The following is a 14,423-nucleotide window of genomic DNA, read 5'->3' as shown; positions in this document are numbered from 1 at the left end:
GATATGACTAGTTTTTACATTTTTCCAGTCATGCTTTAAATACATGATTAATTCAGTTCTCAGTCATATTAACAATCAAATATAAAGAAAAAGCATCCAACCGAAGTTGAATGCTATATTTCTAAATGAGTGTTCCAACCGCAACTGAAATCATGATTCGGAAATAATTCAGCTTTATTCAAGAAAGAAAATAAATATAATAATAGTTACCATTAATAAATATTCATTTTCAAATTAATGATATCTAAAATTAATTTTTTTGAGTTCTTGCTAAAGCATTCTATAAAAATTGTCTTTTCGATATCGTTAGGTGAATTTTGGAAAGATTCTAGATTTTCTTCAATTTTAGAAATCGTATCAAATAAATCAGAGTATGTAACTAGGTCAAAAAGTCTAACAACTGATAGTTTGCTCAAAATAGTATCTAAAACTAGTAAATAATCGTTTATACTGTCTTCAGTTTTTAAAGTCATCAAGTTATACTGTAGATTTGGAAGTTTCTCAATTGTCAATTCAAATAAAAGTTTATCTAGCACTTCTCTATTCTTCCATTTTTTTTCATAATAAACTCTTAACATAATATCAATAATACTGACAATAAGTGCTAAAATTGACAAGTAAATAGCAATCTTTGCTTCGTTCATACATTTCATTTCCTTACATATGTCGCAAAGATTGAATCCATAATTTTGTTCTGCACCCTTGTATTCTTACAAACAAACTTAAATTTACTATTAAGTTCATCAAGATTTATATTCTCAAGAATTCCACTCAAAAGTCCTTGAACAAAAGATATAGAAACCCCCTCTATATAATCTGGAAATATCACAATGTTTAACTTATTTATATCAAATTTTCCCTTAATTTGTCTATCATATATTTCTCTACCCAAAGGATTACCAGAAATACGAGTTAAAGACTTTGTTTCAAATTCAATGTAAATTTCATTAGTTTCCATACAGTTATACACTCTCCTTTACTAACACTATATTATACATAACACCATTAAAATACAATGGAGAAACACTTACAACACTATCGTCTGGTTTATCAAAAATGTATTTACAGCTTTCATTTAAGCCAATTTCCTCTACTTTACAAATTTCTTTTCTTATACCAAGTTTTGAATCCTTAAAGAAAATAGCTTCATCTCCACAAACAAGATAGCATGCTCCTTTAACTGTGTCTAAATGATTATTTATTTTATCAACAAAATTAGTTAAGCCTATTCCTCCTGATATTTTATTTTTTCGCGTTGTCACTCCTGGTTGCAATGCACTCAGCATAAAAAAATGATTTTCATCATATACATCATTAAATTTTTTACAATGAAAATTATAAGCTTCTATAATTCTTTCATCACATTCTGGGGGAATAGCATAAAATTGCTTCTTTATTTTACTAAAAATTTTTTCTTCCGAGAAACACAAAAGATTAATTGAATATAAATTAACATCATTTTCATTTTCATTAATTGCCAGACTTCTCTTAACATATACCAAAACATCTTCTCTTGAATGTTCACAAGCATTCCCAACAAGTTCCTCAACAATTTCTACTACACGATCAGCAAAATCTTCGTCTTCTTCATTAATACTCTTTAAGAAATAACTTAACTCAGTTCCCAACTCTGAAATATTGTAATTACTTCCATGAGCAGATTGAATTTTCATAAAATATTCATATTTGTTATCCAGTTTAATCGACAAGAAATCAGAAAAGTCCCCCTTACTGCTTAAATAAAAATGAGTCCTTGTAAAATTTTCATTAACTATACTATTGGTTAAATTTGGAAATTTTATAGAAATCTTAGTCTTTGGCTTTTTTAATTGTAAATAAAATAAAGACAATTGAAATAAAATTATAGTTGAAACATCAACAAACGATTTTGCTAGTAACTTAAATTCAAAAAATCTAACTCTATTATTAGAAATCAAAAATAATATAATTCGTTGCAAATCATGCACCTCATTGAATGTGAAAGTATCTGATTTAATTTCATACTCATATCTACCATTTTTCCCACCAATTGCTTTTGGTACAACGTTCTTAAAAAATAAATCTAATCGTAATCCCATAGTACCTCCTCCTAATAGTGGTCTACATTAAGTACTAGCCAAAATAAAAATACTCCATTTAAATACTATCTTTTCTATACTAAATAAATCATATAATTATGGATTCCCTAGCATTTCTAACCATTTAATGATATTACTAAAATTAATCAATTCACGTACATGATTTATTTCTTCTCTTGAAAATTTATACACAAGGCAAAAAATATTGTCATTACAATTACCTATATTCTTAAGAACAAGTCATATCGATAATTTAGTCGCTTAGATAATTATTTCATTTGCTAGAAACACTATAATAAATCTGCTACCTTTCTGAATCAATATTAGCAACATTAAACATAATTTTACGTTCTAATTTCTATACTCATTTGATTAATAAAATTTTCAAGATTATCTAACAATTCATCATACAAAACTATCTGAATATGAGCGTAAGAGTAATTTAAATCTCTTAAAGCTTTTCTAAGTTTTATATCAATTTCATTAGCTGACATGCCTGTTTTCTGCTGATAACTCAAAATACTTTCTTTTTTCATCAAATACTTGTTTGAACCAATTACTAACATTCCTGTAGCTGATTCAGCTCCATTAATTAACTCATTATTTGTCTCTGAATGAGGCAAAAGCATAAGATAATTATTAACTTGAGCTATTGCAGTACTTAAATTCGAAGTTGGAACAAAATTATCATGTGAAGAATCGAGTTTAAATAAGTATTCTTCAGATTTTTTCAACTCAACAATATCAAGAAATCCATATCTATTTATTGTAAGAATATCTAATTTACTATCACTTGTTCTTATTTTCGAATCAACATTAATTAAACTTTCTGGAATTTTTTGTTCTATTGATCCAAACAGCAAATAAGAAGCATATAGTTCGAAATATTTTTGCCATGCGTATTCATTACCAATATGCTTTCTTTCTATACCAAGCTTCTTTTCTATACCATTCTTTTTTTCTAATAAATCTCTACCCAGTTGTACAATATCCTTTAATCTGTCTTTATTTATATCTGTAACATCTTTTAAGGAAATTTTAATATTCCCTTCCTTTATCATTTTAGGAATAATTTTAGAAATCTGCATTTTATCCTTTTCAGTTAATACAATATCATCAATCCCTTTCGAAACAGCCTTGATAACATTCAAAAATTCTGAAGAAGTTACCTTCTCTTCTTTTGATAATTTTTCTATAGTTCTCTTTAATTTTCTAGTATTATTCGCAGGATCCACAACATCTTTTTTAAAACTTTCTGTATAAACAACTACAGTATTGGTTTGTTTATCATAGCACATCTCACCAAACCCCACCTTAAACAATAATCGTATTTTATTATCGATTTTTTGCTTAAGTTCTTTAATATTATCAACTTCAAAAAGTTCCAGTAACTCATCTTTAAAAATCGTTGTAATACTAGTGTTCTCTTCATTCTTGAAATAATGTGATTTTCTAAACGCTTCCTCATCTTCAACTATTATTCCATCTTTAAAAATAACAATTATCTCTTTATTCATTGATTCAATTTCATAAAAAACTTCCTTATCATTTTGCATTTTCATTCCCTCCTTGTCTATAAATTTACTGAATTAATCTACTCATTTTCATAATAGTAATAAAAAGTCATTAAGTACTTTATTTTTTTTATTATATCACTAAACTTATTTTTAACATATAAACTCTATAATTAATTGTTTGTTTGTATTGTTTATAGTTTAATATAGTATACTCCTGCGTTTTGAGCGCTGAAGGAGAATTCAATAAATGAAAAAAATCAGTTTGAAACTTCAAAAAAAGTATGTATCTTATTATCAACGAGGCAAATCGGTAAAGGATATCTGTAAAAAGTATAAAATTCCTAAAAGTTCTTTATATTTATGGATTTTTAAATATAAAGAAACCATTACTACTGGTGAAAGAGTAAATGTTGCAGAATATCAAAAACTAAGATTTCATTCATAAAAGCTTGAACAAATCATAGAAGTACTGCAAAAAGTTGATTGTTCAATTCAATCCCCATTGGCTGACAAGCTATGAGAACTTGAAAAACTGAAAGGCTATTACAGTACAAGAGTTTTGTGTGAGGCACTAATGGTAAATAGGAGTACCTTTAATGCATATTTATCTTCAAATATCCAACAATTCATGAAGAAAAAACAAAGGAATGATCAATTAAAAGAGCAAATACTCGAACTGTTCACTGAATCCAAACAAACTTATGGTGCATATCGTATACGTGAAGAACTTAAAAAATTAGGTTATAAAGTAGTACCTCAAACAATTAGTCTACTTATGAAGGAATTAGGGCTATTTAGCAATAGAGGAGGTAGCAAAAAGGAATATTTAAAGATTCTACAGGAATAAAAAAACTGATTTAGTACAAATACATTTTACAGTAAACCATCCAAATGAAGTTTGGGTAAGTGATGTTACATACTTGAAATTTAAAGATTTATTTTACTATCTATGTGCAATTATTGGTTTATATTCAAGAAAAGTAATTGCTTATCATATTTCTACAGTACATTCTACACGACTAATCACTACAACTTTTCGAAAAGCTTGCAAAACTAGAAAGCCAAAGGTTGCTCTAATATTTCATTCAGATCGTGGAACACAATACACTTCAAATCGATTTAAGTTATTGCTAAAAAAATCTAATGTACGACAATCATTCTCTAAACCATATAATCCATTTAATAATTCTGTTGCTGAATCATTCTTTGCAACATTGAAAAGAGAAGAATATTACAGAAAATCTTATCGTTCTGTAAAAGACTTCACAAATCACATCCAACTTTTCATTGAATTCTATAATTCAAAAAGAAAACATAGTACCTTACGTTATAAAACGCCGAAGCAATGGGAGGATTTATATTATGAAAGAAATGATAAATAATTGGAATCGGTGGTCATTTTAGATGTGAAATTCATTTTTTTATTCAAGTTTTTAGTGTTTTGATACAATTTTGTTAGAATAAACAATTTATTCCAAAATTTGCAAATAACCTATTAGAATAGGCTTTTTTAAGTATAGAAAAAGCCTATTTTTAATCAATTCCATAAGAATTAACCAAAAATAGACTACATTTCCAAATGGTGGTCCCAGCCGGGATTGAACCGGCGACACATGGATTTTCAGTCCGAAAAATAGTGAAATTCATATTATAAATAGCCACTTTTTCGTATATGTACCCTAATAATACCCTATATATATATCAATAAACATTTTAAAAAGTGTTACTTAAATTAAGACATCAAATGCTTAATTCTTTCTCGAAAATAATCTATCAAATTTAGATACTCACGGTTAACATCGTTGTTGTATTCAAATTGCTTCAGTTCCTCTATATATATTTCTCCGGAGCAATCATCAAATTTTAATAACGAAAATAGTTCTAATGCCGCTTTATGAATTAATACTAGATCTTCTACTTTTATCTCTTCATCAATAACTCCTTCAGGAATATTATGAGCGAGATATTTATTTCTATATTTTTCTAGTGCTTCTATTAATCTATCAAATTTTATTTTGTTATTTTTATTTCTCCACATTGTCTTAGAAATTGATATTCGTAGTTTTTCTTTATACTGACTCTTTATTTCCTTTAGTATTTTATTTTTAAATTTAGCCAAGGTCATTACATCGCTACCATTTAATTCAAAATAATATCGATAAAATTTCAAAACAGCTGATTTAAGCATATCATCATAAATCAGTTTTTCAGCAAAACGAACATCATTAGATAATTTTTTATACTCCTGCGTTTCACTATATTCTAATTGAATAATTAAATATGCAACAGAATTCGAAATATTAGAAATTGCTATTTCAATCATCTTATAATCTTTTTTATACTCTTCAATGGAGTAACTGTCAAAAATATCAATAAACTTCATAATTTTACCTTTCCTAATATTTAAATTTTTCGCTCTAAGTACATTTTTAGAGATTTTATCAATATTATATTTTATATTGGGGGTACAAAATGTATCAACTTTACTTCAATATAGTTAGTAAAAATCATTAGTTTTTCGTTATAGTTAAACCTATAATTTTATACTTTATATTTTTATGGTGCCAAAATGGTGTCAGTTGGCAGACACCATTTTTTGTTTTTTTATGTGTTAAAAAGTGTTTAAACATGCATTAATATTTCTATATTTAAATGTGCATTTTTGCATATTTATTTATTTTAGTCAGTAATTAGTCAGTAAAATCTCATCATTATTAATCTTCTCTTTCATCGATTTTGATATTGGAATTAGTAACTTTACTCACCAATATTATTGATGAAATTTTATTTGAATATTTCTTCAATTTCTTCTATTGAAATAGTTCTTCCGTGTACTGGTAAATTATATCTATCCAATTCTTCTATTGTCAATTCTTTACAAATTTTAGTTTTCGATAAAATTAATCCCACTATCATCTTAGCGATAAAAATTAAAAATACTGTGATGAGGATAACTAAAATCGTTTTTACGAATAGATACAAACCATCATTAAGATAAAATATTCCTAACATAAAACCAGAGATAATGAATATTAATGAAATAAATAGCAATGCCTTATTCATAACAAACTCTTTAAATGCCTCGCGATCATAAATAAGTTTGTTTTTGAAAGAATCAAAAGTAACAATATTGGTTTTCAGAAACTTCTTTAACACATTCTCTCTCTTTAACGAATTAAATGAAATATCAGCAACAAGTAATGCACCTGTTATTTGTAGCGAAACACTAAGGCAATAAAGAAATACGTACATAAACTACCTCCCTAATTCAACATAACTATTCTATCATTTATTGACAAAAATAAATAAAAAACTATTTACATAGTATATATACTATGTTATAATATATATGTAAAGGAGGTAAGTCATGAATGAGAAAGAGTTAGAAATAGTAAAGGCTCTGATTGAACTAACAACTACCGTGATTAGCTTGGCGGCTTCGGTAATCGCTTATAAGACAGTCAGAACCCCCAAGAAGAAGAGGAAGAAGTAATTCTTCCCTTCTCTTCAATATTATTATACAGAAAGGAGCAAAAATATGCAAAATATTAAAGTTGTCAGTCTTATCATTATTGCCATCAATTTAATTATTATGGTTTCAACAAAGATTAATCTAATATTCTTTTTGGCACTAGCGTGCATTTTACTAAGCTCTTACAACATATTTATCGGTTATAGAAATGGAAAATAAGTTTGACAAAGAAAAATACAAAGCTGAATGGAAAAAAAAGAATATGAGGATGGTTGGTTCACAGTTCAACATTGAATTCGTAAACGAATTCAAGAAGGCATGTAATATACTAGTGACTACACAAGCAGATGTAATTAGAACAGCTATGATTGAAACAATTGAAAAAGCTAAACAAAAGAATAATGATGTATAGAACAATTAAAAAGACAAGCTATTTGATACGTTACTTATTTACTTATATGATATTCAATAATTTTTCGATTCACGAATCAATTTTACTTAACGATTGGATAGAAAGTTTGATTGTAACGCTCGTATTATGTAAGGTTTCATTTTTGATTGTTGGAAAGATAGGTATTGATGATTCTTATGTAAATAGTCTTTTATACTTTGTGATTTACTTAGTCTTACTGTGTATCCTTTGGGTAGTTCTATCTATTTTTACATTTTTCAAAATGCTTCCAATAACATAAAAATGCCTACCCTCAATAAAGAGAGTAGGCATTTTCAATCATGTGATGTTATATGTTCATCTATTCTTTTGTGTGCTGATTTTGTAGATTCTTCAACCACAACAATTTTTTTAGTTATTTCTTTGAGATCATCTTCAATTTTTTTTACTTCCACCTTGATACCTAGAACTACATCTAATTTCGCATTAACTGCACCTTTGAACTCACTATCATTCGCAATCTTTTTATCACGATTTGATATCCATCCAGCTAATCCAACGAAACATCCAATAATAGCGAATAATAGTCCTAGTGTTATTGATGTGTTTTGTTCCATAGTTACTTACTCAATTTTTTATTTAAGTATTCTTCAACACCAAAAATCTTTATCAATACAGCAGTGGCTTTAATAAAATAATATAACGATGTGATGTAACAAATAATATACGGATCAATTATTTCATTGTTTACAAGCCCTAAATGTGTGTAGACAAGCCAAACGTATGTTATACCACTAATTATTGCTACTACAATCAAAACCTTTACAAGCCCTTTAAAAAGCTTCTTGGGTTCAAACTTTTCAACTTCTTTATCCAAGTTGTAATAAATTGATCCTAAAATATGGACTCCTGCTAAAACCGCTATTGTAATTACTATTAAAATCATATTGCTTAAATATGTATTCATATCATATCCTCTTTCTACACTTCTACGTGCATGTAATCTAAATCAATTTGTATATATCCTGTGTCGTTGCCATAGGTTACCACCTTAGCCCATTTGTAACCATCACCTAGTGTTTTATCGCTCAATTCTAAAACACTTAAATAATCGCCTTTTTGTGCCCAATACACAGTTTCTTTATTCATCGGTTGTGTTCTAACTGGATATCCTTTATCCGTTGTAACACGATCTATTTTTATACTTGGAAATGGTTTAATCCATTTCACTGGTTCTTGTTTACCACCTTCAGCTGTAACATATGGAAATGGTTCAATTTCACTTAGTAATGCTCCTAGTGATTTAATCTTTCCATTTACCTTATATGTAACATGCAGATGTGAATTATCGAACCAATTACCATTTGCATCACGACCTACTACCCCAGTATCACTAACTGTTACTAGCATGTCCCCACGTTTATATACCTGGTCTTTTTCTGCAATAATATTCTTGCCATGTGCTAACCGTAATTGATGAATATTACCTTGCTCATCTTTACCTTCAAATACGACCGTATTCGTTGCGTTTCTTGTAACTTCAACGCACTTCATACTATCAAACACCATGAGTACCTGATAAGTGTTTAATGCTAATTTAGTGTTATTACTTGTAATCGCAATAAAATCATCACCATCATGCTTTAATGGTTTACCACCTACAGTGTCATACGACTTAATACCAAGGGAAGTCATAAATCTATAAAATGCTGCATTCACTGTATAAGTGATTCTATGTCCATTCCCTTTATTAAATAAAGGATAGATAGAATCAAACTCATTCCATCTATCCTTGTTATATAGTTGTCCCATTTTATAATTCCTTTCTTAATTAAGTTTTCAATAATTATCTAATTTTCTTTACAATCGCAAACATAACAATATATGTCCCTGCAATTTGAGCTATCGCAACTCTATCACCTACACGTGGTGTATATGAGTTTGCAAACGCATACTTTTTTTGTGTCGGTTTTTCTTCACCATCAATCAATACAGTTAGTCCATTGACTTCATCAATAGATATTACTTCACCTAAAATCATATAAACAAACTCCTCTCAATTGTATGTTTCATGTTAGAAGAACCAATTTCAATCTCCCATTGAACTTCTTTAAATAAACCCTTAATTTCTTTAGTGTTCAACTCAACCATATCTTCATAACCATGATTATTTTCTATGTCTGTATTTAATGTAACTGATTGTGTTGTATAAAGAGATTTTAAGTATTCATTATCAATAAACTTTTTCAATTCATCATAATTTGGAATATTATCTAATTTATATGTTTTAACAAGATTATACTTTCTCGAAACAGTAGAAAGTTTACTCATTTTATCATCATTTATTTTTTTATATTTAATTAAAGGGAAATCAGGATTGCTAACTTCACCAATGAATATATTCGGTATTTCATAGATGTCAAAATCGGTAGTTAAATCGCCTGTGATAATAGAATCAACACCATCTCTATATCGGTGTTTTGGTATCTTTTTTTGCTTAATCGATTCTAGAATTACATAACCATTCTCATCTACATACAGAGAATTAAAGTTTATTTCGCAAAGTAAGGTATTGATTATATCCAAAACATTCTCACCAAAAGCAAACTCTCTATCAGTAGCAAAGATTGAATCAGACAAATCGCATATGATATTAGAAAGCCCAATTGAAACTAATAATTGAGTAATTATTTCAGAATATTTGGATCCTTTACTAATGAATAATCTTTCAATCAAGTAAGAATGATCAACAATATAAGTTTCATCATATAATTCAAATTGAACCGTATTATTCTTATCATTATATTTTTCAGGACTGGCTACAATTACAAAAATGCCTACTGATTTCTCATTCAGCATAATTTGAACCTTATCTGAAATAAAATCGAATTCTAACTTCTTTGTCTTTATAATTCCATCATCTTCATACTGTATATCATTCATAATACAATTATCTTTATCAACAACCATAGATGCAGCACGTTTTATCCGAGCTTTACTATCAAATTTAATATTACAAGACTCAACCATTAGTTTTCCAATTTCAACACCATATCTGACTATTTTGAAATCAGATTTCATATTCTATACCTTCTTTATATGAAGTTTGTTCTAGTGTTAAAGTAACATCATTCATTAAATCATTGTTTGAAATTGCCATTTGATTACATATAACCCATCCTTTATTTCCAAATACATTACGATAGAACATAATTTCTCCTAATCGGTTAAAATCAGTATTACATTGTACATTAAATTCTTTAGTCTCAATTGTTCCTTGTTTATGAACTACATACCTCCTACCAATGTAACTCACTTTAGTTGAATCTTTATTCACATTAAAATTATGAATCGGTTTATTGTCCATCCTGTAAGACAAATCATACATCTCACCATCTAACATGATTAACTGAGATTTCTTTGAAGTGAAATTATTTTTGATTACAGTATCTGAGAAATTATCAAACTGATCTACCCCTCTAATTAAGTATGTATCTTCACCATTTACATATTTATCAAGATAAGCTTCAGTAATATTTGCAATACAAACATCATTTCTATAAACATAGTATTTTACAAACTGATTATCCTTACTTATGTAGATAAATGCACCTAATTCAGTGTTTGTTATAGTTACCTGAGGATTACTTAAAGTCATATATTGAATATATTCAATTTTCAACCAATTACTAGATTTACCTAAATCGTTAATAATTCTCAATTGAATGTTATATTCACCATTTACTATATATTCATTTACTAAATGAAATTTTTCGCTTGTGTAAATTTCTCCTGAATCATAGACATTATCAATTTTCAAATGATATCCTATTTGATTTTCTGCAGTCCATTTTATTAATGGCCTGCCTTTAGATTCTATACCGACTAATACTGGTTTTGGCGGAGGTGAGTTATTGATAAATAACGATATTTCTGACCATTCACTAGGAATATCATTTTGATTGTAGCCTCTGACTCTCCAATAAACATTTCCCACATCAACATTCAATATTTCAGTGACTGTTTTATTTGTTATTTGGTGATTTACAATTGATTTCCAAATAGTTCCATCACTTGATATTTCTAGATCATAAGCAAATTGCTCAGTTCCAGTTTTGTTTGAAAATTCCCAAGAAAAATATGTAGAATCATATACAACCATATTAATTGGATAAATTGGTTTAACTACAGGTACACTGTCAACAGTTGATAGTTCTATATTTGGCGAATTAGCTATCTGCTCATCATCCACAGTACACGAAGCATAACACTCATATATTTTCCCACCATTCAATGTATTTGCTTGAATAATTAAAGTTGTTCCATCAAAATCAATTTGGGAATATTCATCTTGCGTATTCTTTTCTCTAAACTTGAATACTCCACTATTTATTACGAATTGTTCAAACATGTTATAGATATTATTTGTTGAAAATACTATTTTAAACTCCTTCTTAAAATCAACAAAAGAGTTAACGATATTTGATTTAATTGTTGGTTTTGCTAAATTCCCAAAATTTGCGTATGCGTTAACCGAACTAATTGGTGAGTCAATTTGGTTAGATGTAGTTATCATACCTGATTTATATGGTGAATTTTGAGTAGCAGTTCCTCCAGTATTTGATACAACTCCTGTGTATACTGGCGAATATCTAAACGCATCACCAACTTTCAAACTTTCAATATCTTCTCTAATCAATTTGATTTCTAATTTTGTTCCTTGTCCATTTCTAAAAGTGATTGTATATGACATTATCAAATAATGTTTTTTATTTGAATCAATACTTATTGGAAAAATTAGTTCTTTTTTACTCGAACTTACACCGACCGTTCCACTGGATAAATTAGCAGCTGTAACAGTACTTGAAACTAATTGCTTTAGTGCCATAATTAAATACCTACTATTCCCATTCTTTTTCTTTGCTTAGCTTGCTTTGCTAAAATTAAAAGTTGTTGTATGTCTTGAATGTTATTCATATCAACCGTTATATAGATAGTATCTCCACTTCCAGTTGATCGTCCTTCACTTATGGGCGTTACTATTGATTTACCACCAATATTTTGAAGTAACTCACGGCCATATTCACCAACAATTGCCGTTTGTCCATCTTGTAGTGATCCACCATTTGCATAATACTTAGTATCTTCTTGATAGTATGGAGAATATTCAGTAGAAGTACCATCATCATTTTGTGATACTTTAAATTCTTTCTTTGGTGCATTAACAGGCTTACTTGATATATCTATTTTTTGAAGATTAAGCAATCCAAATGATAATGTATTAATCACATCAATTAATCCATTTAATAAATTGATTATTCCTTTTGCAATTGGTGTTACAACTGCTTCAATACCAGTAAAAGCAATATCAAAAACTTTAAAAACCCACCCAACAATAGTCCCTAACAATTGAAAACCAGGTGTAAGTAGTTTTATCGCGAATCCAATGCCACCAAATACCTTTTCTGAAACCGATCTAATAGTCGGCATATTTTCTAATACCCAATTAAGAAAACCTTGCATTGATGGCATGAAAGTTAATCCCATTTCATTTGATAGTGCCTCAAACGAAGCATTGATATCGTACATAGTATCACCAAATGTTGCCCCTGCACTGATTGCTTCATTACTGAATACTAAACCTAAATCATCGGCACGATTCATTAAATTTTCAATACCATCTGCACCTTGATTGAATAGTGGTGCTAATTCAGTTGCACTTTTGCCCAAAAGGTCATTCGCTAATGCTGCACGCTCTGCACCTACAGGCATCTCTGCTAGTTTCATGATCGTTTCAGACATTAAAGTATCATTGTCTTTCAATTGACCATTTGCATCATAGATAGATAACCCTAATTTATCAAATGTTTCAATTGATTTCTTATTACCTTCATCTGCTGAAACTACAGTATCAAGTAATTTCTTCATTCCTGATTGCATGATGTTGATATCTAATCCACTTTGTTTCATGGCATAACCAAATCGTTGATACGTTTCAGTTGTTATCCCTATCTTTTGTGCATAATCATCAATAGCACCTGCATAATCAGCGAACTTATTTACACTATCCATAATCGCTGATCCAATAGCTGCAAATGCAGCAACTGCTGCAATTGCTAATCCCCCTACAGCTAATGCATTGGCATCCAATTTAAAACCAAATTCCCCTGCTTTAGAAGTGATTCCTTCAAATCCTTGTTGAATAGACGAACCCATCGAACCTGACGATCCAATCATATCTAGGAACTTCTTTGAAACACCTTCAGCTTTATCTTCAGTCTTTTGCATTGATGATAGTGCATCTTCATTTTTAACCATGATTGTTCCAAATAACTTAAATAGTTCCACTAGTCACCCACCTCCTCAAATGCTTGAACTGCTTCAGCTATTTCTTTTCGTGCTTCCTCAATTGATTTCTCTTTTTTCTTTTTCTTATAAAATTCATCAAAAGGAATATAATTCTCTTGTGTCATAAATGGATAAGCACTCGACCAAATTCTAAAGGCATATTCTTCGTTTTTATTACCAATAATTTTATCGACAAAGTCTCTAAATTTTTTTACTGGTATCTTTTTTACATAATCATATGAAACGCTAGATAGTAATAAAATAACTTGATTTATTTCAAATCTAGCGGATGTGTAAAAACTTCTTTCCATTCCTCAATATCCGCTACTTCCAACACTAACTTAGCGAGTCTAGGAAGTGATAATTTGCGAACTTCTTCAATAGTCATTTCTAAGGGATAAGATAAAAATGTAAATAGCTCAACTCTCATCTCTTCTGTTGTAGCTTGTCTTAATAAAGCCAATACTGCATTAAAACCTATTTTTTCAATATTCTCCTTATCTTCAAAATTCAAACTATAGATAACTTTAACCATGTCAAATTTATCACTTAACGCAATTGCATTTAAGACATCATCAATATTCAGTTTTCTCATGTTTACCTCCAAGTAAAAAGGT

Annotated in this window: 19 protein-coding genes, 1 tRNA gene and 1 pseudogene; 5 read left to right on the top strand and 16 right to left on the bottom strand. The window is 28.8% G+C overall.

Going from position 1 to position 14,423, the window contains the following annotated elements; genetic code table 11:
- Nucleotides 1–212: 212 nt before the first annotated feature.
- From B5D14_RS05420 to B5D14_RS05405, 4 genes are all read right to left on the bottom strand, one after another.
- Nucleotides 213–644 carry a hypothetical protein gene (locus tag B5D14_RS05420; protein ID WP_078711570.1) on the bottom strand — a complete coding sequence of 144 codons (432 nt, stop codon included), beginning with the start codon at nucleotides 642–644 and terminating at the stop codon, nucleotides 213–215.
- Nucleotides 645–649: 5 nt separating this feature from the next.
- Nucleotides 650–958 (bottom strand): hypothetical protein, encoded by a 309-nt coding sequence (locus B5D14_RS05415; RefSeq protein ID WP_078711569.1) that lies wholly within the window; start codon nucleotides 956–958, stop codon nucleotides 650–652.
- A 4-nt stretch (nucleotides 959–962) separates the two neighbouring features.
- Complete coding sequence (locus tag B5D14_RS05410; RefSeq protein ID WP_078711568.1) at nucleotides 963–2,078, bottom strand: hypothetical protein; 1,116 nt, start codon at nucleotides 2,076–2,078, stop codon at nucleotides 963–965.
- Nucleotides 2,079–2,422: 344 nt separating this feature from the next.
- Complete coding sequence (locus B5D14_RS05405; protein WP_159443733.1) at nucleotides 2,423–3,634, bottom strand: Shedu anti-phage system protein SduA domain-containing protein; 1,212 nt, start codon at nucleotides 3,632–3,634, stop codon at nucleotides 2,423–2,425.
- 208 nt (nucleotides 3,635–3,842) lie between these two features.
- Between B5D14_RS05405 and B5D14_RS05400 the strand changes: the two genes are divergently transcribed.
- The 3 genes and pseudogenes from B5D14_RS05400 to B5D14_RS05390 form a co-directional block, all read left to right on the top strand.
- Nucleotides 3,843–4,040: a helix-turn-helix domain-containing protein gene (locus B5D14_RS05400; RefSeq protein ID WP_078711566.1), complete on the top strand. Its 198-nt coding sequence runs from the start codon at nucleotides 3,843–3,845 to the stop codon at nucleotides 4,038–4,040.
- A 129-nt stretch (nucleotides 4,041–4,169) separates the two neighbouring features.
- Nucleotides 4,170–4,442 carry an IS3 family transposase gene (locus B5D14_RS05395; protein WP_078711565.1) on the top strand — a complete coding sequence of 91 codons (273 nt, stop codon included), beginning with the start codon at nucleotides 4,170–4,172 and terminating at the stop codon, nucleotides 4,440–4,442.
- Nucleotides 4,443–4,458: 16 nt separating this feature from the next.
- A pseudogene (locus B5D14_RS05390) lies at nucleotides 4,459–4,977 on the top strand (IS3 family transposase); the annotation flags it as partial.
- Between the two features lie 198 nt (nucleotides 4,978–5,175).
- On the opposite strand, the gene B5D14_RS12135 reads toward B5D14_RS05390, so the two are convergent.
- From B5D14_RS12135 to B5D14_RS05380, 3 genes are all read right to left on the bottom strand, one after another.
- Nucleotides 5,176–5,267: transfer RNA gene (locus tag B5D14_RS12135), tRNA-OTHER, on the bottom strand.
- Between the two features lie 60 nt (nucleotides 5,268–5,327).
- Nucleotides 5,328–5,978 (bottom strand): hypothetical protein, encoded by a 651-nt coding sequence (locus B5D14_RS05385; protein ID WP_078711563.1) that lies wholly within the window; start codon nucleotides 5,976–5,978, stop codon nucleotides 5,328–5,330.
- Between the two features lie 401 nt (nucleotides 5,979–6,379).
- A complete protein-coding gene (locus B5D14_RS05380; protein WP_078711562.1) occupies nucleotides 6,380–6,847 on the bottom strand; it encodes a hypothetical protein in 468 nt (155 codons plus the stop codon).
- A gap of 115 nt (nucleotides 6,848–6,962) precedes the next feature.
- Between B5D14_RS05380 and B5D14_RS12355 the strand changes: the two genes are divergently transcribed.
- Together B5D14_RS12355 and B5D14_RS05375 are read left to right on the top strand one after the other, a co-directional pair.
- Nucleotides 6,963–7,088, top strand: coding sequence for a hypothetical protein (locus B5D14_RS12355; protein ID WP_280940283.1), 126 nt, complete (start codon nucleotides 6,963–6,965; stop codon nucleotides 7,086–7,088).
- Nucleotides 7,089–7,275: 187 nt separating this feature from the next.
- Entirely contained in the window at nucleotides 7,276–7,479 is a 204-nt protein-coding gene (locus B5D14_RS05375; RefSeq protein ID WP_078711561.1) for a hypothetical protein, read from the top strand.
- 314 nt (nucleotides 7,480–7,793) lie between these two features.
- On the opposite strand, the gene B5D14_RS05370 is transcribed toward B5D14_RS05375, so the two are convergent.
- Genes B5D14_RS05370 through B5D14_RS05330 form a run of 9 tightly spaced genes read right to left on the bottom strand, consistent with a single transcriptional unit; the run spans nucleotide 7,794 to nucleotide 14,401 of the window.
- Nucleotides 7,794–8,075 (bottom strand): hypothetical protein, encoded by a 282-nt coding sequence (locus B5D14_RS05370; RefSeq protein WP_078711560.1) that lies wholly within the window; start codon nucleotides 8,073–8,075, stop codon nucleotides 7,794–7,796.
- 2 nt (nucleotides 8,076–8,077) lie between these two features.
- On the bottom strand, nucleotides 8,078–8,425 hold the full coding sequence (locus tag B5D14_RS05365; protein WP_078711559.1) for a hypothetical protein: 348 nt from the start codon (nucleotides 8,423–8,425) through the stop codon (nucleotides 8,078–8,080).
- A gap of 14 nt (nucleotides 8,426–8,439) precedes the next feature.
- Nucleotides 8,440–9,270: a hypothetical protein gene (locus B5D14_RS05360; protein ID WP_078711558.1), complete on the bottom strand. Its 831-nt coding sequence runs from the start codon at nucleotides 9,268–9,270 to the stop codon at nucleotides 8,440–8,442.
- A 34-nt stretch (nucleotides 9,271–9,304) separates the two neighbouring features.
- A complete protein-coding gene (locus B5D14_RS05355) occupies nucleotides 9,305–9,499 on the bottom strand; it encodes a hypothetical protein (protein ID WP_078711557.1) in 195 nt (64 codons plus the stop codon).
- Nucleotides 9,496–10,539 (bottom strand): hypothetical protein, encoded by a 1,044-nt coding sequence (locus B5D14_RS05350; protein WP_078711556.1) that lies wholly within the window; start codon nucleotides 10,537–10,539, stop codon nucleotides 9,496–9,498. Before B5D14_RS05350 ends, B5D14_RS05355 begins: the two co-directional genes overlap by 4 nt.
- Complete coding sequence (locus B5D14_RS05345) at nucleotides 10,529–12,346, bottom strand: hypothetical protein (RefSeq protein WP_078711555.1); 1,818 nt, start codon at nucleotides 12,344–12,346, stop codon at nucleotides 10,529–10,531. Before B5D14_RS05345 ends, B5D14_RS05350 begins: the two co-directional genes overlap by 11 nt.
- Nucleotides 12,347–12,348: 2 nt before the next feature.
- Nucleotides 12,349–13,806 carry a hypothetical protein gene (locus B5D14_RS05340; RefSeq protein WP_078711554.1) on the bottom strand — a complete coding sequence of 486 codons (1,458 nt, stop codon included), beginning with the start codon at nucleotides 13,804–13,806 and terminating at the stop codon, nucleotides 12,349–12,351.
- Nucleotides 13,806–14,117 (bottom strand): hypothetical protein, encoded by a 312-nt coding sequence (locus B5D14_RS05335; protein WP_078711553.1) that lies wholly within the window; start codon nucleotides 14,115–14,117, stop codon nucleotides 13,806–13,808. Before B5D14_RS05335 ends, B5D14_RS05340 begins: the two co-directional genes overlap by 1 nt.
- Nucleotides 14,078–14,401 (bottom strand): hypothetical protein, encoded by a 324-nt coding sequence (locus B5D14_RS05330; protein ID WP_078711552.1) that lies wholly within the window; start codon nucleotides 14,399–14,401, stop codon nucleotides 14,078–14,080. Before B5D14_RS05330 ends, B5D14_RS05335 begins: the two co-directional genes overlap by 40 nt.
- Between the last annotated feature and the right edge of the window lie 22 nt (nucleotides 14,402–14,423).

The organism is Anaerorhabdus furcosa, assembly GCF_900167375.1.
Taxonomy (GTDB): Bacteria; Bacillota_I; Bacilli_A; order Erysipelotrichales; family Erysipelotrichaceae; genus Anaerorhabdus; species Anaerorhabdus furcosa.
Note: the sequence above shows the minus strand (reverse complement) of the source record. Positions and strands in the feature narration are given on the sequence as shown.

Coding starts and splice junctions, on each gene's coding strand:
- B5D14_RS05420 (WP_078711570.1), bottom strand. CDS start 644: ATGAACGAAGCAAAGATTGCTATTTACTTGTCAATTTTAGCACTTATT.
- B5D14_RS05415 (WP_078711569.1), bottom strand. CDS start 958: ATGGAAACTAATGAAATTTACATTGAATTTGAAACAAAGTCTTTAACT.
- B5D14_RS05410 (WP_078711568.1), bottom strand. CDS start 2,078: ATGGGATTACGATTAGATTTATTTTTTAAGAACGTTGTACCAAAAGCA.
- B5D14_RS05405 (WP_159443733.1), bottom strand. CDS start 3,634: ATGCAAAATGATAAGGAAGTTTTTTATGAAATTGAATCAATGAATAAA.
- B5D14_RS05400 (WP_078711566.1), top strand. CDS start 3,843: ATGAAAAAAATCAGTTTGAAACTTCAAAAAAAGTATGTATCTTATTAT.
- B5D14_RS05395 (WP_078711565.1), top strand. CDS start 4,170: ATGGTAAATAGGAGTACCTTTAATGCATATTTATCTTCAAATATCCAA.
- B5D14_RS05385 (WP_078711563.1), bottom strand. CDS start 5,978: ATGAAGTTTATTGATATTTTTGACAGTTACTCCATTGAAGAGTATAAA.
- B5D14_RS05380 (WP_078711562.1), bottom strand. CDS start 6,847: ATGTACGTATTTCTTTATTGCCTTAGTGTTTCGCTACAAATAACAGGT.
- B5D14_RS12355 (WP_280940283.1), top strand. CDS start 6,963: ATGAATGAGAAAGAGTTAGAAATAGTAAAGGCTCTGATTGAACTAACA.
- B5D14_RS05375 (WP_078711561.1), top strand. CDS start 7,276: ATGGAAAATAAGTTTGACAAAGAAAAATACAAAGCTGAATGGAAAAAA.
- B5D14_RS05370 (WP_078711560.1), bottom strand. CDS start 8,075: ATGGAACAAAACACATCAATAACACTAGGACTATTATTCGCTATTATT.
- B5D14_RS05365 (WP_078711559.1), bottom strand. CDS start 8,425: ATGAATACATATTTAAGCAATATGATTTTAATAGTAATTACAATAGCG.
- B5D14_RS05360 (WP_078711558.1), bottom strand. CDS start 9,270: ATGGGACAACTATATAACAAGGATAGATGGAATGAGTTTGATTCTATC.
- B5D14_RS05355 (WP_078711557.1), bottom strand. CDS start 9,499: ATGATTTTAGGTGAAGTAATATCTATTGATGAAGTCAATGGACTAACT.
- B5D14_RS05350 (WP_078711556.1), bottom strand. CDS start 10,539: ATGAAATCTGATTTCAAAATAGTCAGATATGGTGTTGAAATTGGAAAA.
- B5D14_RS05345 (WP_078711555.1), bottom strand. CDS start 12,346: ATGGCACTAAAGCAATTAGTTTCAAGTACTGTTACAGCTGCTAATTTA.
- B5D14_RS05335 (WP_078711553.1), bottom strand. CDS start 14,117: ATGGAAAGAAGTTTTTACACATCCGCTAGATTTGAAATAAATCAAGTT.
- B5D14_RS05330 (WP_078711552.1), bottom strand. CDS start 14,401: ATGAGAAAACTGAATATTGATGATGTCTTAAATGCAATTGCGTTAAGT.